Raw genomic sequence first — 18,188 nt, 5'->3', positions numbered from 1 at the left:
CTGGTGCTAGACTCCACGGAGCACCTCGCTCGTCGGGGTGACTACGCGCGCCCATTCGGCCTCCGCTCCCCACGGTCCCTCTCCGCTCATGCGGCCGGGGCGGGAGTGCGCCGGGCGCCAGGGCGACGTGCCGACCGGCCGTCGCAGACAACCGAACGGGAGTTCGGCGCCGTCGTGCGCCCGGGCCCCGAGACAAGGAGAACGACTCATGGCAGTCGTCACCATGCGCCAGCTGCTCGACAGCGGCGTCCACTTCGGGCACCAGACCCGTCGCTGGAACCCGAAGATGAAGCGCTTCATCCTGACCGAGCGCTCGGGCAGCTACATCATCGACCTCCAGCAGTCGCTTGCCTACATCGACAAGACCTACGACTTCGTCAAGGAGACGGTCGCCCACGGCGGCACCATCCTCTTCGTCGGCACCAAGAAGCAGGCGCAGAACGCGATCTCGGAGCAGGCGACCCGCGTCGGCCAGCCCTACGTGAACCAGCGCTGGCTCGGCGGCCTCCTGACCAACTTCCAGACGGTCTCGAAGCGCCTCGCCCGCATGAAGGAGCTGGAGGAGCTCGACTTCGACGACACGTCGAAGAGCGGCTTCACCAAGAAGGAGCTCCTCATCAAGAAGCGCGAGCTCGACAAGCTGCACAAGTCGCTCGGCGGCATCCGCAACCTCTCGAAGACGCCGTCGGCCCTCTGGGTCGTCGACACCAAGAAGGAGCACCTCGCGATCGACGAGGCCAAGAAGCTGGGCATCCCGGTCATCGGCATCCTCGACACGAACTGCGACCCGGACGAGGTCCAGTACCCGATCCCGGGCAACGACGACGCGATCCGCTCGGTGAGCCTGCTCACCCGCATCGTCGCCGACGCCGCGGCCGAGGGCCTCATCCAGCGCCACCAGAAGCCCGAGGCCGAGGGCAACGTCTCCGCCGTCGAGCCGCTGGCCGAGTGGGAGCAGGAGCTGCTCTCCACCGGTGCGCCCGCCGCCGACGTGCAGGAGCCGAACGAGCAGGCCGGCGCGGAGACCGAGAAGGTCGCCGACGCCGAGGCCGAGACCGCCGACGAGGCCGTCGTCGAGGCCGAGACCCCCGCCGCGGAGGAGGCCCCCGAGGCCGACGCCGTCGCGACCTCGACTGACGAGACCGCCACCGCCTGACACCCCGTTCCGTGACGGGGGTCGGACGCCGCACCTGCGGTCGTCCGGCCCCCGCTCGGTCGGTGCACGTTCACCACGAGTAAGAACCGCCGTCACCTCGGCGTGCTGGGCTCCTCCCGTGAGCCCGCCGCGAGTGACGGCGCCACAAGGTTTCCGAACCAAGAGGAGTTCCGAGAACATGGCAAATTTCAGCCTCGCTGACGTCAAGACGCTGCGCGAGCAGCTCGGTACCGGCATGGTCGACACGAAGAACGCGCTCGTCGAGGCCGACGGCGACCTGGACAAGGCGGTCGAGATCCTCCGCCTCAAGGGCGCCAAGGGCAACGCGAAGCGCGCCGACCGCTCGACGAGCGAGGGCCTCGTCGCCGCCGCCGAGAAGGACGGCGTCGCCACGATGATCGAGCTCGCGTGCGAGACCGACTTCGTCGCCAAGGGCACGAAGTTCATCGCCCTCGCCGACGCCGTGCTCGCCGCGGTCGTCGCCGCCGGCTCCACCACGGTCGAGGAGGCCCTCGCGGCCCCCGCCGACGGCAAGACCGTCGCCGACCTGATCAACGACGAGGCCGCGATCCTCGGCGAGAAGGTGGAGCTGCGCCGCGTGGCCTCCGTCTCGGGCGAGCACTTCGCGATCTACCTCCACAAGACGAACAAGGACCTGCCCCCGCAGGTCGGCGTGGTCGTCGGCTACGCGGGCGAGGACGCCGAGACCGCGCGCTCCGTCGCCCAGCACATCTCGTTCGCGAACCCGTCCTACCTCTCGCGCGAGGACGTGCCGCAGTCCGAGGTCGACAACGAGCGCCGCATCGTCGAGGAGATCTCGCGCGGCGAGGGCAAGCCCGAGGCCGCCCTGCCGAAGATCATCGAGGGACGCGTGAACGCGTACTTCAAGCAGGTCGCGCTGCTCGACCAGGACTACGCGAAGGACAACAAGCTGTCCGTCAGCAAGGTCCTGAGCGACGCGGGCCTGACCGTGTCGGGCTTCGCCCGTTTCAAGGTCGGCGCCTAACAGCACTGCAGGAGGGAGTCCGGGTCGTTCAGTCGACCCGGGCTCCCTTCGCTCTGCCCGGGGCGGCCCCGGGCGTGGTCGCGGGGCCCGCTCCGCGCGGGATAGGTTTGTACGGGTCTACGGGAGGAAACGTCCATGACGGAGACGGATGCGATGACGACGGGCAAGCGCCGCAGGGTGCTTCTGAAGCTGTCGGGGGAGGCGTTCGGAGCCGGCACGCTCGGCGTGAACCCTGACGTGATCAGCGCCCTGGCGCGCGAGATCGCCGATGCCGCGACCGAGGTGGAGATCTCGGTGGTCGTCGGCGGCGGCAACTTCTTCCGCGGAGCCGAGCTCTCGCAGCGCGGCATGGACCGCGGCCGGGCCGACTACATGGGCATGCTGGGCACGGTGATGAACGCCCTCGCCCTCCAGGACTTCCTCGAGCAGGCGGGCGCCGAGACGCGCGTGCAGTCAGCGATCGCGATGACGCAGGTCGCGGAGCCCTACATCCCCCGCCGGGCGATCCGGCACATGGAGAAGGGCCGCGTCGTCATCTTCGGCGCCGGCGCCGGACTCCCGTACTTCTCGACCGACACGGTCGCCGCGCAGCGCGCGCTCGAGACGCACGCCGACGTGGTCCTCGTCGCCAAGAACGGCGTGGACGGCGTGTACGACGCCGACCCGCGGACGAACCCCGACGCGAAGAAGCTCGACGCGCTGACCTACCAGGAGGCGCTCCAGCGGGGCCTCAAGGTGGTCGACTCCACCGCGTTCAGCCTCTGCATGGACAACGGCATGCCGATGCAGGTCTTCGGCATGGAGCCCTCGGGCAACGTCGCGAAGGCCATCCGCGGCGCCGAGCTCGGCACGCTCGTCTCGAACTAGACTGACCACTTCCCTCTCTTAAGGAGCTCCCTGTGATCTCGGATGTACTGGCCGACGCGAAGACCAAGATGGGCAAGGCCGTCGAGGTCGCCAAGGAGGACTTCTCCACGGTCCGCACCGGACGCGCGAACCCCGGCATGTTCCAGAAGGTGCTGGTGAGCTACTACGGCACCCCGACGCCGCTGTCGCAGCTCGCCTCGATGCAGAACCAGGAGGCCCGCACGCTCGTCCTGACGCCCTACGACAAGGGCTCGCTCCGCGACATCGAGCAGGCCATCCGGGACATGCCGAACCTCGGCGCGAACCCGACCAACGACGGCACGATCATCCGGGTGACCCTGCCGGAGCTCACCGCCGAGCGCCGCAAGGAGTTCGTCAAGATCGTCCGCACCAAGGCCGAGGACGCCAAGATCGCGGTGCGCAACATCCGCCGCAAGGGCAAGGACGACCTCGACGCGCTGAAGGGCGACGTCGGCGACGACGAGCTCTCCCGCGGCGAGAAGGAGCTCGAGGCGCTCACGAAGCAGCACGTCGACGCGATCGACGAGGCGCTCAAGCGCAAGGAATCCGAACTGCTCGAGGTGTAGCGGTGCCCGAGATCCCCGAAGGACCCGAGGGCGGCGAGAAGAGACCGTCTCCGCACGTCCCGGGTGCCCGGGGATCCCGGATGGTCACCCGCGACGCGCTGCGTGCGCGCGCCCAGCAGGGCCGGGCCGACGTCGAGCGCCAGCTCGAGGCGACCCGTGCCCAGCTCGAGGCGACGAACGACCGTCTCACCGCGCGGTCGGGCCGGAACCTCGTGTCGGCGACCGCGATCGGACTCCTCGGCGGCGGCGCGATGGTCGTCAGCCTCCTCCTGGTCAAGGAGCTCTTCATGGTGCTCGCGGGGGTGGTGGTGCTGCTCGCGGCGCTGGAGCTCTCGAACGCCCTGCGCCACGCCGGTCGCGACATCCCGCGCATCCCGACCGGGATCGTGGCGGTCGTCGCCGTGCCGGCCGCCTACTACGGCGGCCTCGGCGCCGCGTGGGCCACGGTCCTCGGCGGATCCGTCCTCGTCGGCCTCTGGCGGCTGGGGGAGCAGCTCTTCCGGCGCACCGCCTCCAGCCGGAGGGACCTCGCCCTCGACATCGGCCTCGGCGCGTTCGTCCAGGGCTATACGACCTTCCTCGGCGCCTTCGCGATCCGTCTCGTCGCCGAGCCCGGCGGCCAGCTCTGGGCGTTCGCGTTCCTGGTGCTCGTGATCGTCGTCGACACCGGCGCCTACGTGAGCGGACTCACCTGGGGCAAGCACCCGATGGCACCGCGGATCAGCCCGAAGAAGACCTGGGAGGGGTTCGCCGGTGCGGCCGTCGCGGGGATCGTCGTCGGCGTCCTGCTCGCCCTGCTGATGCTCGGCCAGCCCTGGTGGGTCGGTGCGGTGTTCGGGGCCGTGGTGCTGCTCACCGCGACGCTCGGCGACCTCGCCGAGTCGCTGATCAAGCGCGACATCGGCATCAAGGACATGAGCTCCTGGCTGCCCGGCCACGGAGGAGTCCTCGACCGGCTGGACTCGATCCTGCCGTCGGCCGCAGCAGCCTACGTGCTGTACTTCCTCTTCGCCCACTGAGCGCACGCCTCACCGGGGCGTGCCGATTCCGCTCCCGGCGCGCGGCTTGGCATGATGTCGGGATGACCGCTCCCTTCCCCCGAGCCCGCGAGTCCCGTCCCGGCTACGACACGGCCGAGGTCGACTCCTTCCTCGCGTCGGCGCGCGAGGCCTACTCGCAGCTCTCCGGGGGACCGGCGGACCTCCGCGCCGCCGACCTGCGCCACACCGCGTTCACCCTGCGCAAGGGCGGCTACTCCGCGCCCCACGTCGATGCGGCGCTCGAGCGCCTCGAGGACGCCTTCGCCCTGCGGGAGCGCCAGTACGCGATCGCGGCCCGGGGCGAGGAGGCGTGGCTCGCGGACGCGCGGTCGACCGCCCAGGAGATCGTGAACCGGCTGGCCCGCGCTCCCCGCGAGCGGTTCACCCGGGCCGGCGCTCTCACGACGGGCTACAACATCCGCCAGGTCGACGCCTTCGCCGACCGGATCTCCGGGTACTTCCGTGACGGATCGGTGCTGACCGTGGACGACGTGCGGACCGTCTCCTTCGCCCCGCAGCGCGGCGGGTACGCCGAGGCGCAGGTCGACCTGCTGCTCGACACGGTCGTCGATGTGATGCTGGCGGTCCGCTGACCGGAGCCGGATCTGCTGGCCGATCAGGTCATCGTCCGTTATGCTTTCGTAATCGTGGCTCAGCATCCTCAGACCTCCGTCGCCCACACGCCCGCGAACCGCACCAGCGGTCGCCCGGCGGTCCCGCACCAGACCCCGGTGCGGCGCTCCTGGGCTCGGATCCCGGTGACGGTGCTGGCCTTCACGGCGTCGATCGCGTTCGCCATGGTGAACGTCGTCGATCCGTCCAGCGGCGCGGTCGCCTCCCCCTACTACCAGGCCCCGGCGCGCTTCAACGGCGACTCCGCGCAGCGGCTCGTCGTCGCGGACGCCGTCGAGCGGACCGTCCAGCGCGACTCGTTCGGCGCCGAGGCGAAGCCGACGCCCACTCCGACCCCGACGCCCACTCCGACCGAGACTCAGACCGCTTCCGCGACCGTCGACGAGGAGGAGTCGGGCTCCGCCGAGGCCGAGACCGCCGCTCCCGTCCAGCGCGCCGCCGCTCCGGATCCCGGATCCGCGAAGGCGATCGCGTACGACATGATCGTGCAGCGCGGCTGGGCCGACAGCGAGTACGACTGCCTCGTCCTCCTCTGGAACCGCGAGTCCGGCTGGAACGTCTACGCCGAGAACAAGTCCAGCGGTGCCTACGGCATCCCGCAGGCACTCCCCGGCAGCAAGATGGCGTCGGCCGGCTCCGACTGGGCGACCAACGCGAGCACCCAGATCACCTGGGGCCTCGGCTACATCTCCGGCCGCTACGGCTCGCCCTGCGGTGCCTGGGCCCACTCCGAATCGGTCGGCTGGTACTGATCGTTCCCCTCCGCTCGGCACCGCGTCCGGCGGGCTGAGGCTCTCGCTACCCTGGTGCCGTGGATTACGCGCTGCTCGGGGTCGTCGGGATCATCACGGTCGTCACCGTCGCGCGGTTCTCGAGCCGCCTCGGGATCGCCGCACCGCTGCTCCTGGTCGTCATCGGTATCGGCGCGTCCTACCTCCCCGGGGTCCCGGACATCGAGGTCGAGCCTGAGCTGATCCTCGCGGGCGTGCTGCCGCCGCTGCTGTACTCGGCCGCGATCCAGGTGCCCCTCACCGACTTCCGGCGGAACCTGCGCTCGATCTTCGGGCTCTCGGTGCTGCTGGTCGTCGTGACCGCCCTCGTGGTCGGCGGCTTCCTCTACCTCGTGTTCCCCGATCTGAGCCTGCCCGCGGCGATCGCTCTGGGCGCCGTCGTGAGCCCGACCGACGCGGTGGCCGCGACCTCGATCGGCAAGAAGCTCGGACTCCCGCCCCGCCTGGTGACGGTGCTCGAGGGCGAGAGCCTCGTGAACGACGCGTCGGCGCTGGTGCTGCTGCGCGCCGCGACGGCTGCGGCGGCCGTGGTCGGCGCCTCCGTCACGACCGACGCGATCGACGTGGGCGAGGTGGGGGTCCTCTTCGTCTACTCCGTCCTGATGGCGATCGTCCTCGGACTGGTGATGGGCGTGCTCACCGTCTTCGTGCGCTCGAAGCTGCGGGACCCGGTGCTCGACACTGCCGTGTCCTTCGCCGTGCCGTTCCTGGCCTACATCCCGGCCGAGGAGCTGGGCGCGTCCGGGGTGCTCGCCGTCGTGGTCACCGGGATCTACACGGGGCACAACAGCGCGCGCTTCCTCTCGCCGCAGTCGCGGATCAGCGAGCGGGTGAACTGGCGGACGGCGCAGTTCCTGCTCGAGAACGGCGTCTTCCTGCTCATGGGCGCCGAGATCAAGGCGATCGTCTCCGGGGTCGTGGACCCGGGCGAGTTCGGAGTGGGCACCGCGGTGCTGCTGGGTCTGGCCACCGTGGTCATCCTGATCGTGCTGCGGGCCCTCTTCGTGTGGCCGCTGCTCCTGTGGCTGCGCAGCTCCGGTCGGCGGGCGGAGCGGATCAACCGGCGGCTGGCGGTGGGCCTCATGCGACTGCGCAACAGCGCCACCAGCGACGAGCGCTTCCGGCGGCGGCAGGTGAGAGCGGAGCGGCTCTACCTCCGGCGCGAGACCGATCTGGCCGCGACCACGAGCGAGGCGTTCGGCTGGCGCGGAGGAGTCGTCCTGTCCTGGTCCGGGATGCGCGGCGTGGTCACGCTCGCCGCGGCCCAGTCGCTGCCGGACGAGACTCCCTACCGCTCCCAGCTGATCCTGATCGCCTTCACCGTCGCCGTCGTGACGCTGCTCCTGCAGGGTGCGACGCTCCCCGCGCTGATCCGGCTCACCGGCATCCAGGGCACCGACGGAGAAGCCAACCGCCGCGAGCTCGCGACGCTGCTCGACGAGGTCGCGGCCACGGGCATCCAGGCCCTCCCCGAGGCGGTGGCGGAGCTGCCCGACGGCGAGGCGGGCGAGCGCGTCCTCGAGCGCGTGCGCCGCGACACTCTGACCCGCTCGCAGGTGGCGTGGGAGCAGGTCGGCCGCGCGGAGGATGCGCCCCTCGGCCCGCACGCGCAGTACCTGCGGCTGCGCCGAGCGGTCCTGCTCGCCGAGCGGGAGGCACTGCTGGACGCCCGGGGGCGCGGGGTCTACTCCTCGCGGACGCTGCGGCGGGCGCAGCTGATGCTCGACGCCGAGGAGACCCGGCTCGAGATGGACGACAGCTCCCACTGACGGGAGGGGCCCGGCGGCGGCCTCCTAGACTGGGGAGATGCCGCGCAGCAACAGACCCCGGGGCGGCCGCCGTGACGACGACGACGAGCAGCGCGACCTCTCGCAGATGCTCGCCGGCTTCCGGCGCACCGAGTCGCACGCCGGCCGGGAGTGGAACGTCCAGCCCGTCTCCGCAGCGCGGGCCGTGAAGAACTACCTCTGCCCGGGCTGCGGGCTCACCATCGACATCGGCCAGCCGCACCTGGTCACCTGGCGGGCCGACGGCGCGCTCGGCGACGCGGCCGACCTGGCCGGCCGCCGCCACTGGCACACGCACTGCTGGAGAATCCGAGGAGCACGATGACCCACGAGATCCGCGGAGGCGTCGTCCTCCCCGCCCGCCGCGAGGACGTCGAGCTGCACACCTCCGACGGCCTGACCCTGGTGGGGGAGCTCGCGCTGCCCCTGGAGCACGAGCCGGTCGCGACCCTGGTCACCCTGCATCCGCTGCCCACCCACGGCGGCTTCATGGACTCGCACATCCTGCGGAAGGCCGCCGCCCGGCTGCCCGCGCTCGCCGACCTGGCGGTCCTCCGCTTCAACACCCGCGGCACCGCGTCGCCGCGCGGCACGAGCGAGGGCGCGTTCGGACACGGCATCGAGGAGCGCGCCGACGTCGCCGCAGCCCTGGCCCTCGTCGCGGACCGCGGACTGCCGCACCCCTGGCTGGTCGGCTGGTCCTTCGGCACCGAGCTCGCGCTGAAGTGGGGGAGGGAGCACCCCGTCGAGGGAGCGATCCTGCTCTCGCCGCCGCTGCACCGCACGAGCGCGGAGGAGGTCGCCGCCTGGGGCGAGGACGGCCGCCCGCTCGTGGCGCTCGTCCCGGAGTTCGACGACTACCTGCGGCCGGAGGCGGCCGCCGAGCGCTTCGCGAGCGTGCCGCAGCTGGACCTCGTCGCCGTGGAGGGCGGGAAGCACCTCTGGGTCGGCGAGGCGCAGACCCGCCGGGTCCTCGACGAGATCGTGCGCGTGGTCGCGCCCGCCTCGTCCCCGCTGCCGACGGAGTGGGCGGGCGAGCTCGGCTGAGCCCGCCCGCGCGGCGGCCGCCTAGCGGCCGGACGAGCCGCCGTCGGAGCCGCTGCCGTCAGGGCCGCTGCCGTCGGAGCCGTCGCCGTCGCTGTCGTCCGCGAGTCCGTCGATGTGGCCGATGAGCCCGCGCAGTCCCGACACGTAGCCGGCGATCGCGTCGCGCTCGGTGCGGATCTCGTCGAGGCGCCGCTCGGCGGTGTCCATCAGCTCGCGGCTGCGGCGCTCCGCGTCCGCGACGAGCTTCTGCGCCTGGTCGCGCGCGTCGTCGAGGAGGGCGTCGGAGTCGTCCTGGGCCTTCCGGCGCAGTCGCGTCGTGTCGTCGAGGGCGTCGCTGCGGAGGGCGTCCGCCTCGAGGCGCTTGTCGTTCGCGCGTCGGATGGCGTCGGCGAGCTGCAGGTTCGACTCGTCGAGGTAGCGCTGGGTCTGCGCGACGGCCTCCTGGTGGCGGAGCAGGTCGTCGCGGTCGGCCTCCTCGCGGCGCGCGGCGAGCTCGACCACCAGGTCGATCCGGGCCTGCTCGACCTCGCGCGAGAGCGCAGCGGCCTCGTCGGCGGACGCGGCGCGCAGGCCCGCCAGCTCGGCGTCGAGCACGGCGACGGCCTCGGCGCGCTCCTGGGTGAGCCGGGTGCGCTGGTCGGCGATCTCGCGCGCGCCCTCGGCGCGGACTGCGGCGACCTCGGCGTCGAGCGCGGCGCGGGTCGAGAGCACCTCGGCCTCGACCGCCGCGCGCGCCTGGGCGACCTCGGCCTCGACGGCCGCCCGGAGCCGGTCCACCTCGGAGGCGACCTCGGCCCGCAGGAGCTCGTTGGCCTGGGCGAGGCGGGCGGCCTCGGCGCGGGCGACCTCGATCTCGCGGGCGGCGACGGCGCGCATCTCCGCGGCCTCGCGCTCGGCCTCGGAGCGGATCGCGGCGGCCTCGCGCTTCGCGGTGGCGCGGGTCTCGGCGGCCTCGGTCGCCACGGTGCCGCGGATCGCGGCGGCCTCGCGGACGGCGTCCTGGGTCATCACGTCGCGGTCGTCGGCGGCCTTGCCGAGCGTCGCCGCGGCCTGCGCCTCGGACTCGTCGCGGGTCCGGTCCGCACGGCGGCGCGCCTCGGTCACCAGGCGCTCGGCCTCGTCGCGCGCCTCCTGGAGGATGCGGTCGCCGTCGTCGCGGGTGGAGCGGCGGAGGGCGGAGGCGTCGTTCTCGGCCTGGGCGATGATCCGCTCGGACTGCTCCTCGGCCACGCGCAGGGTGTGCTCGAGCTTGGCGCCCAGGCCGGCGTAGGTGGGAGTGCCGACCTGCTGCAGCTCCTTCTCGAGGCCCTCGATCCGGGAGGACAGGCGCTTCACCTCGCGGCCGCTCTCGGCCGCCTGGGTGTTCGAGTGGATGAGCTCGCGGCGCAGGCCCTGGACGGCCTTGTCGACCTCGTCCCGGTCGTAGCCACGGAACACCTGGGTGAATTCGGCCTCGTCGTTCGCCACGTCGTCTCCTTCAGAGCAGGACCGCGGTGGGGCTCGCGGCACTGGGAAAGTGTATTCAGCAGGGAGGCCGCGGCCGGGGCGACACCCGCACCGCGCGCCGCTCGGGCCGCACTCTCGGCTTCTCCCGGGCATCGGAGCGAGGGCATCGGCTATCGTGGACTGTCTTTGTCTGTTGCCGTCGCGCCCCGGTCCGGCTGCGTACCCCGAGCCGGCCCCGGCCGTCACCCCGATCCGGCAACGCAGGAGGAGTTCTTTCGTGCGGTTCGTCTTCGCCATCATCGCCACCGTCATCGCTGCCGCGATGATCGTGCTCGGCATCGGTCAGCGGACGGTCTGGGCTCCTCCGGAGTCCCTCACGGCCGAGACCGCGCTCGACTCCTCCGCTCCCTACGCGGTGATCGACGGCAGCACCCTGGGCGCCAACCCGGGACGCCAGACGATCACGGTCGAGGGCAGCGGCGACCTCGTCGTCGCCTACGCCCGGACCTCCGACGTGCTGGGCTGGGTGGGCGGCTCGAGCTACGACGCCATCGGCTACGAGCGCGCCGACGACACCCTCACCTCCGCGGAGGAGACGGGCGAGCGCGTCCAGCTCTCCTCCGACGTCGAGACCGCCGACGCGGCGGTCGTCGATCCGCGCGGCTCCGACCTCTGGCTCGAGGAGTTCGAGGGGAGCGGCAGCGTGACCCTGGCGCTCGACGTGCCGGAGGACGTCTCCATCCTCATCGCGAGCGACGGCACCGCGCCGGCAGCCGACTCCGTGCGCGTCAGCTGGCCCGTGGACACCGCGACGCCCCTCGCCGGCCCGCTGCTGCTGGGAGGAGCCGTGTTCCTCCTCCTCGGGCTCGTCCTCTACATCTGGGCCTTCGTCCACCTGCGCCGCCAGCACGGCCCGCGCCGGAAGGGACCGCAGGGCCGGATCCCCCGCGGTGCCCGCCGTCCCCGGCCGCGTGCCGGGATCCAGGCCTCCACGGCGTCGCCGGCGCCCTCGCGCCGCCGCGCGGCCCTGGTGCTGCCCGTCGTCCTCGGGACGACGGTCCTCCTCTCCGGCTGCAGCTCCGACTACTGGCCGGATCTCGCCGCGGGCGCGAGCGAGGCGCCGACCGCGTCCGCCACGGCGACCGCGGGGGCAGAGCCGGTCTCGGCCGAGCCGACCCCCGTGGTCACCACGCAGCAGGCGGAGGCCGTCGTCGCCGAGGTCGCCGATGTCGCGTCGCGCGCCGACGCCGCCCGGGACGCCGGGATCCTCGCCGAGCGCTTCCAGGGCGAGGCGCTCACCGAGCGCACCACCAACTACGACGTCGTCGCCAAGGGCGGGACGATCGACCCGCCGCAGACGATCCCGGCCTCCCCGGTGAGCCTGGTGCTCCCGCAGGACACGGAGTCGTGGCCGCGCCTGGTGACCGCCGTCGTGCAGAACTCGACGGACACCACCCAGGCCCCGATCGCGCTGATGATGAGCCAGGCGAGCCCGCGCGTCGACTACAAGGTCGACTACGCCATCTCGCTCGAGGCCAACGCGCGCATCCCCGACGTCGCGCCCGTCACCGTCGGCACGTCGATCGTGGCGCCCGACTCGCGCCTGATGAAGCTCGCCCCGCAGTCGGTCGGCTCCGCGTACGCGGACGTGCTCGCCAACGGCGACTCGAGCCAGTACGCCGAGCTCTTCGCGGCCGACGGCGACACCCTCCGGGGGCAGGTCGGCGTCGACAAGAAGAACGCCGACCGCGAGGCGCTGCCGGACACCGCCTCGATCGAGTTCTCGAACGCCGCCGGCACGTCGCCGACGATCGCGCTCGCGACGAACGACTCGGGGGCCCTCGTCGCGGCGAGCATCGCCGAGACGTCGACCGTCCGCCCCACTGCCGAGGGCTCGACCGTCTCGACCTCCGGCGCCTCGCAGACCCTGCTGGGCACGGACAAGTCGACGACCGGCATCGAGACCACCTACGGATACCAACTGCTGTTCTACGTACCGCCCGTCGGATCGGAGGAGAAGATCGTGATGCTCGGATGGAGCCAGGGACTCGTCTCGGTGGTGCAGCTGCCGTGAGCACCGTCCCGCCCCTGCCTGGAAACCTCCGCGGCGCCGTCGACCTCTCGTCGCTGGTGAACCGCCGCACCCCGCCCGCCGCCTCCGCCGGCGCCCCGGCCGCGCCCGCCGCTCCCGGAGGCGCGCCCGGCGCGAATCCTCTGCTGCTGACCGCCGGCGACGCCGAGTTCGACCAGGTGGTCCAGCTCTCCTCTCGCGTGCCGGTGATCGTCGACCTGCGCGGCTCCTGGTCGGACCAGAGCCAGAGCATGACCGCGCTGCTCGAGAAGGTCGTCGTTTCGTACGCCGGCGCGTTCGTGCTCGTCGGGGTCGACGTGGAGTCGAGCCCGCAGCTGGCGCAGGCGTTCCAGGTGCAGTCCGTGCCGACGGTCGCCGCGATCATCGGCGGCCGCCCGGTGCCCCTGTTCAGCGGCCTCGTCGCCGAGGAGCAGCTGCGCGACCTGCTCGAGCAGGTCCTCCAGCTCGCCGCTCAGAACGGTGTGACGGGCACGGTGCCGGTGGAGGGAGCCGCTCCCGCCGAGGGCGCGGAGCCCGAGACGGAGCCGCTGCCGCCGCACCACCAGGAGGCCTACGACGCGATCGACCGGGGCGACTACGCCGCGGCGATCACCGAGTACGAGACCGCCATCGCGCAGAACCCGCGCGACGACCTCGCGGTCGCCGGTCTCGCTCAGGTGCGGCTACTGGCCCGCCTCCAGGGCCGCACGCTCGACGACATCCGCTCGACCGCCGCGGCGGAGCCGTCGAACCTCGACGCGCAGCTCGCCGTCGCCGACCTCGACGTCTCGGGTGGCCACGTCGAGGACGCCTTCGACCGGCTGCTCTCGATGTTCCCGCGCCTCGACGCCGACGGGAAGGCCGCCGTCCGCGCGCGCCTCCTGGAGCTCTTCGAGATCGTCGGTCAGACCGACCCGCGCGTCAACAAGGCTCGGGCCCGGCTCACCGGCCTGCTCTACTGACGCCGGCCGGAACGCCGAGAGGCCGCCCGCTCGCGACGATCGTCGCGGCGGGCGGCCTCTTCCGTGCGGGGACCGATCAGTCGGCGGGTCGCAGGTAGAGCACGGCCAGCGGGGGCAGGACCAGCTCGGCGGAAGCCGGGCGGCCGGCCCACGGCTCCTCGCGAGCCTCGACCGCTCCGAAGTTCCCGACTCCGCTGCCGCCGTAGATCTCGGCGTCCGTGTTGACGAGCTCCTCCCAGCGGCCGGCCGTGGGCAGGCTCACGCGGTAGCCGTGCACGGGCGAGCCCGAGAAGTTGGCGATGACGGCGATCGGGCGACCCTCGCTGTCCTTGCGCAGGAACGAGACGACGTTGGCCGCCGCCGCGCCGCCGTCGATCCACTCGAAGCCCGACTGCTCGTGGTCGAGCTCCCAGAGCGACGGCGAGTCGCGGTACACGCGGTTCAGCTGACCGACGAGGCTCCAGAGACCGCGGTGGCTCGGCTGATCGAGGATCCACCAGTCCAGGCCCCGCTCCTCGCTCCACTCGGAGTACTGGCCGAACTCCTGGCCCATGAAGAGCAGCTGCTTACCGGGGTGGGCCCACATGAAGGCGAGGTAGGCGCGCACGTTCGCGAGCTGCTGCCAGTGGTCGCCCGGCATCTTCTGGATCAGCGAGCCCTTGCCGTGCACGACCTCGTCGTGGCTGATCGGCAGGACGAACTTCTCGCTGAAGGCGTAGACGAACGAGAAGGTGATCTCGCCCAGGTGGTACTGGCGCCAGAGCGGGTCGTTCGCCATGTAGTCGAGCGAGTCGTGCATCCAGCCCATGTTCCACTTGAGCCCGAAGCCGAGGCCGCCGGAGCTGGTGGGCTGGGTGACGCCGGGCCAGCTCGTCGACTCCTCGGCGATCATCATGATGCCGGGGTGCAGCTTGTAGGCCGTGGCGTTGACCTCCTGGAGGAAGCTGATCGCCTCGAGGTGCTCGCGTCCGCCGTACTGGTTCGGCAGCCACTCGCCCTCCTTGCGGGAGTAGTCGAGGTAGAGCATCGAGGCGACGGCGTCCACTCGCAGGGCGTCGACGTGGAACTCCTCGAGCCAGAACAGGGCGTTCGCGACGAGGAAGTTGCGCACCTGGGCGTGCCCGAAGTCGAAGACGTAGGTGCCCCAGTCCATCTGCTCGCCGCGGCGCCAGTCCGGGTGCTCGTAGAGCGGCTCGCCGTCGAAGCGGGCGAGGGCGAAGTCGTCCTTGGGGAAGTGCCCGGGCACCCAGTCGACGATGACGCCGATGCCGGCCTGGTGCAGACGGTCGATCAGGTACTTGAGGTCGTCGGCCGTGCCGAAGCGGCTCGAGGCGGCGTAGTAGCCGGTGACCTGGTAGCCCCAGGAGCCGCCGAACGGGTGCTCGGCGAGCGGCATGAACTCCACGTGAGTGAAGCCGAGCTCGGTGACGTACTCGATCAGCGGGTCCGCGAGGTCGCGGTAGCCCAGTCCCGGACGCCAGGAGCCGAGGTGCATCTCGTAGACGCTGAGCGGCTGCGTGTGCGGATCGACCGAGGCTCGCTTCTCCATCCAGCCGGAGTCGCCCCACTGGTGGTGCGAGACGGGGACCTTGGACGCCGTCGCGGGCGGCACCTCCGCGGCGCGGGCCATCGGGTCGGCCTTGCGGACCCAGTGGCCGTCACGCGAGAGCAGGTCGAACTTGTAGGAGGCTCCGGGCTCGACGCCCGGGACGAAGATCTCCCAGACCCCGGTCGTCCCGAGGTTGCGGAGGGAGTGGCCCTCGCCGTTCCAGTCGTTGAAGTCGCCGACGACCCGAGCGGCCTGGGCGTGCGGAGCCCAGACGGCGAAGCTCGTGCCCCAGACCCCCTCGTGCTCGCGGTGACGGGCGCCGAGCGCCTCCCAGAGGCGCTCGTGGCGGCCCTCGCCGATGAGGTAGAGGTCGAAGTCACCGACCGTCTTCGAGAAGCGGTAGGGGTCCTCCGCGGTCCACTCGCCGCCGCCGCCGTAGCGGGCCTCGACGGTGTACGCCTGCGGACCGAGGACGTGGAAGCCCTGCCAGATCCCGTCGCTGAGGTGGCTGAGCTCGACGCGGGCGCCGGTGGCGAGCACCACGGCGACCTTCTCGGCGAGCGGGCGGCGCACGCGGACGACCGTCACCGGGTCGGAGACGCCGGGGGCCGCGACGAGGTGCTGGCCCAGGACGTCGTGGGGGAGCGCGTTGCTGCCGGTGGCGAGCTGCTGCAGCACCCACTCGGGGATGTCGGGCAGCGCGATCGCAGCGGTGCCGTCGACGGGGCCCGAAGCGGATGCGGGGTCCGCGGTCGTCTCGACGGGAGCGGCGCTGTCCGCTGCGACGGAATCAGCGGCGTCCGTGTCGTCGGGCAGGTCGCCCTCGGCCCCGCTGCCGACCGGAGCGGACTCCGCGTCGTCGGCGTCGCGCTCGACGGTCACGGCGTCGTCGCCCGCGACCGGCTGAGGCGCCTCCGGGACCGTCTCGACCGCGTAGCTGCGCGCGTTCTCGCCGTCCGCTCCGGGGTGCTGTCGTGCGTCGGACGCCGCGTCGGCGACGTGCGCGCCGTGGCCGGAGGTGGGCGCCGAGCTGGTGCCCGTCGTGGGGACCGTCTCGGCGTGCGCGCCGAGGCCCGCCTCCTCGGCCGGGCTCGTGCCCTCGGGGGTGGTTCCGCTCATCGCTCGTCCGCCTTCACGCTCAGGATGTGCACGGGCTCGACGAACGAGTCGAGCCGCACGTAGTCGTCGCTGCCCCAGGTCCAGACGGCGCCGGTGATCAGGTCCTCGACCTCGAAGGTCGCGCTCCAGTCGAGCCCGATCGCGGGCAGGTCGAGGTGGACCGTGGTCTCGCGGGCCGAGTGCGGGTCGGTGTTGACGACGACGATGATCGTGTCGTCGGTCCCGGTGCCCGTGAACGCGGCCTGCAGGTGCTTGGAGTAGACGAGGATCGCGTCGTCGTCGCTGCCGTGCACGTGCAGGTTCCGCAGCTGCCCGAGCGCGGGGTGCGAGCGCCGGATCTCGTTGAGGCGCGTGATGTACGGCGCCAGCGAGCGGCCCGACTCCTCGGCGCCGGCCCAGTCGCGCGTCTTGTACTCGTACTTCTCGTTGTCGATGTTCTCCTCGGCGCCGGGGCGAGCGACGTTCTCGACCAGTTCGTAGCCGGCGTAGACCCCCCACAGCGGCGACGCGGTCGCGGCCAGGGCCGCCCGCACCTTGTACGCCGAGCGGCCGCCGTACTGGAGGTACTCGGTGAGGATGTCCGGAGTGTTCACGAAGAGGTTCGGCCGCATGTAGTCGGCCGTCTCGTGGGAGATGCTCGTGAAGAACTCGCCGAGCTCCTCCTTGGTGTTGCGCCAGGTGAAGTACGAGTACGACTGCTGGAAGCCGACCTTGCCGAGCGCGCGCATGATCGCGGGGCGGGTGAACGCCTCCGCGAGGAAGACGACCTCGGGGTGCTCGGCGTTGACCTCGTGGATGATCCACTCCCAGAAGTCGAGCGGCTTCGTGTGGGGGTTGTCGACGCGGAAGATCCGCACGCCCAGGTCGATCCAGTGCCGCAGGACCCGCAGCGACTCCTGACGGATGCCCTCGGGGTCGTTGTCGAAGTTGATCGGGTAGATGTCCTGGTACTTCTTCGGCGGGTTCTCGGCGTAGGCGATCGAGCCGTCGGGGAGCGTCGTGAACCACTCGGGGTGGCTGGTGACCCAGGGATGGTCGGGCGAGGCCTGCAGGGCGAAGTCGAGGGCGAGCTCGAGGCCCGCGGCCTCGACCGCGGCGTGGAAGGCGCGGAAGTCGTCCTCGGTGCCGAGGTCCGGGTGGATCGCGTCGTGGCCGCCCTCGGCCGAGCCGATCGCCCACGGCGAGCCGGGGTCGTTCTCGCCGGCGTCGAGCGTGTTGTTCGGGCCCTTGCGGAAGGAGCGGCCGATGGGGTGGATCGGCGGCAGGTAGAGCACGTCGAAGCCCATCGCGGCCACAGCGGGGAGGCGGTCGATCGCGGTGCGGAAGGATCCGCTGGTCACGGTCCCGTCCTCGTGGCGCACGGCGCCCTCGGATCGGGGGAAGAACTCGTACCAGGCGCCGACGCCGGCGCGGGTGCGCTCGACGTGGACGGTGCGCGGCTCCGAGACGCTGGTGAGGCTCATCACCGGGCGGGCGTCGAGCGCGCCGTGGACGGCGGGATCGGTCGCCGCGGCGAGGCGCTCCTCGGCGCTCAGCGTGGTGTCGCCGACGCGGGCGGCGGTGTCGGAGAGCAGGCCGCGCTCGCCCTCGGGCCGCAAGGAGTCGTCGGCGCCGCTGCGCAGCAGGCCCTCGCCGATGGCGAAGGTGACGTCGATGTCCAGGCCGGCCGGGATCTTGACCTCGGCCGTGTGGAGCCAGGTCGCCCAGTCGTCGGCGTAGGCGCGGATGCGGTAGCTCCAATCGCCCTCCTCGTCGAGGGCCACGAGGCGCCCGTAGCGGTCGGTGCCGGTCGCGAGGAGCGACATGCGGTGCTCCGACTCGGCCCCGGACGGCGAGCGCAGCAGGAGGTCGACGCCGATGAGGTCGTGCCCCTCGCGGAAGGCCGTGGCGGCGAAGGGGACGACCTCGCCGACGAACGCCTTCGCGGGCCAGCGGTCGTCCTCGAGCCGCGGCTGCGGGTCGATGATCGGCAGTCGCTCGGCCCGGACGCGGTAGCCGCTCCCGGTCGTCGCGGTCGCCGTCGACGCGTCGGGTGCGTCCGCGGTCACCGGGGCGGCCGGAGCACTGTCGGCCGCGGGGGGAGCAGGAGTCGCCTCGGGAGCGGCGGCGGGCGCCGGAGCGGCCGTC

General features: G+C 72.1%; 15 protein-coding genes. 12 read left to right on the top strand and 3 right to left on the bottom strand.

Annotation, left to right across the window (positions count from 1 at the left end; all coding sequences use genetic code 11):
- The first annotated feature begins 208 nt into the window (after nucleotides 1-208).
- From rpsB to C5C30_RS10010, 10 genes are all read left to right on the top strand, one after another.
- Nucleotides 209-1,156: a 30S ribosomal protein S2 gene (gene rpsB, locus C5C30_RS10055; protein WP_104333651.1), complete on the top strand. Its 948-nt coding sequence runs from the start codon at nucleotides 209-211 to the stop codon at nucleotides 1,154-1,156.
- A 178-nt stretch (nucleotides 1,157-1,334) separates the two neighbouring features.
- The gene (gene tsf / locus C5C30_RS10050) at nucleotides 1,335-2,162 is read left to right on the top strand and encodes a translation elongation factor Ts (RefSeq protein ID WP_104223895.1); all 828 of its coding nucleotides are present in this window, start codon (nucleotides 1,335-1,337) and stop codon (nucleotides 2,160-2,162) included.
- Nucleotides 2,163-2,315: 153 nt separating this feature from the next.
- Nucleotides 2,316-3,029: a UMP kinase gene (gene pyrH, locus C5C30_RS10045; RefSeq protein WP_374952923.1), complete on the top strand. Its 714-nt coding sequence runs from the start codon at nucleotides 2,316-2,318 to the stop codon at nucleotides 3,027-3,029.
- 32 nt (nucleotides 3,030-3,061) lie between these two features.
- Nucleotides 3,062-3,616, top strand: a complete 555-nt coding sequence (gene frr, locus C5C30_RS10040) for a ribosome recycling factor (protein ID WP_104333650.1) — start codon at nucleotides 3,062-3,064, stop codon at nucleotides 3,614-3,616.
- An 80-nt stretch (nucleotides 3,617-3,696) separates the two neighbouring features.
- Nucleotides 3,697-4,635 (top strand): phosphatidate cytidylyltransferase, encoded by a 939-nt coding sequence (locus C5C30_RS10035; RefSeq protein WP_104232500.1) that lies wholly within the window; start codon nucleotides 3,697-3,699, stop codon nucleotides 4,633-4,635.
- Nucleotides 4,636-4,697: 62 nt separating this feature from the next.
- Entirely contained in the window at nucleotides 4,698-5,249 is a 552-nt protein-coding gene (locus tag C5C30_RS10030; RefSeq protein ID WP_104226865.1) for a DivIVA domain-containing protein, read from the top strand.
- Between the two features lie 54 nt (nucleotides 5,250-5,303).
- Nucleotides 5,304-6,041 (top strand): lytic transglycosylase domain-containing protein, encoded by a 738-nt coding sequence (locus C5C30_RS10025; RefSeq protein WP_244229431.1) that lies wholly within the window; start codon nucleotides 5,304-5,306, stop codon nucleotides 6,039-6,041.
- A 59-nt stretch (nucleotides 6,042-6,100) separates the two neighbouring features.
- Nucleotides 6,101-7,849, top strand: a complete 1,749-nt coding sequence (locus C5C30_RS10020) for a sodium:proton antiporter (RefSeq protein WP_104333649.1) — start codon at nucleotides 6,101-6,103, stop codon at nucleotides 7,847-7,849.
- 37 nt (nucleotides 7,850-7,886) lie between these two features.
- Complete coding sequence (locus C5C30_RS10015; RefSeq protein ID WP_181027199.1) at nucleotides 7,887-8,192, top strand: hypothetical protein; 306 nt, start codon at nucleotides 7,887-7,889, stop codon at nucleotides 8,190-8,192.
- On the top strand, nucleotides 8,189-8,914 hold the full coding sequence (locus tag C5C30_RS10010) for an alpha/beta hydrolase (RefSeq protein ID WP_104260591.1): 726 nt from the start codon (nucleotides 8,189-8,191) through the stop codon (nucleotides 8,912-8,914). Before C5C30_RS10015 ends, C5C30_RS10010 begins: the two co-directional genes overlap by 4 nt.
- A gap of 21 nt (nucleotides 8,915-8,935) precedes the next feature.
- Here the strand turns inward: C5C30_RS10010 and C5C30_RS10005 are convergent, their stop codons facing one another.
- Entirely contained in the window at nucleotides 8,936-10,381 is a 1,446-nt protein-coding gene (locus tag C5C30_RS10005; protein ID WP_104262833.1) for a DivIVA domain-containing protein, read from the bottom strand.
- A gap of 256 nt (nucleotides 10,382-10,637) precedes the next feature.
- Here C5C30_RS10005 and C5C30_RS10000 point away from each other — a divergent pair, with 256 nt between their 5' ends.
- Nucleotides 10,638-12,434, top strand: a complete 1,797-nt coding sequence (locus tag C5C30_RS10000) for a hypothetical protein (RefSeq protein WP_104292184.1) — start codon at nucleotides 10,638-10,640, stop codon at nucleotides 12,432-12,434.
- Nucleotides 12,431-13,393, top strand: a complete 963-nt coding sequence (locus tag C5C30_RS09995; protein ID WP_104260593.1) for a tetratricopeptide repeat protein — start codon at nucleotides 12,431-12,433, stop codon at nucleotides 13,391-13,393. The genes C5C30_RS10000 and C5C30_RS09995 overlap by 4 nt, the downstream gene beginning before the upstream one ends.
- Nucleotides 13,394-13,469: 76 nt before the next feature.
- Here C5C30_RS09995 and glgB read toward each other — a convergent pair whose 3' ends face one another.
- Together glgB and C5C30_RS09985 are read right to left on the bottom strand one after the other, a co-directional pair.
- A complete protein-coding gene (gene glgB / locus C5C30_RS09990) occupies nucleotides 13,470-16,061 on the bottom strand; it encodes a 1,4-alpha-glucan branching protein GlgB (protein WP_104333648.1) in 2,592 nt (863 codons plus the stop codon).
- Complete coding sequence (locus tag C5C30_RS09985) at nucleotides 16,058-18,028, bottom strand: alpha-1,4-glucan--maltose-1-phosphate maltosyltransferase (RefSeq protein WP_258065892.1); 1,971 nt, start codon at nucleotides 18,026-18,028, stop codon at nucleotides 16,058-16,060. Before C5C30_RS09985 ends, glgB begins: the two co-directional genes overlap by 4 nt.
- Nucleotides 18,029-18,188: the final 160 nt, after the last annotated feature.

Origin of the sequence: Rathayibacter sp. AY2B5 (assembly GCF_002931645.1) — a bacterium.
GTDB lineage: Bacteria > Actinomycetota > Actinomycetes > Actinomycetales > Microbacteriaceae > Rathayibacter.
Note: the sequence above shows the minus strand (reverse complement) of the source record. Positions and strands in the feature narration are given on the sequence as shown.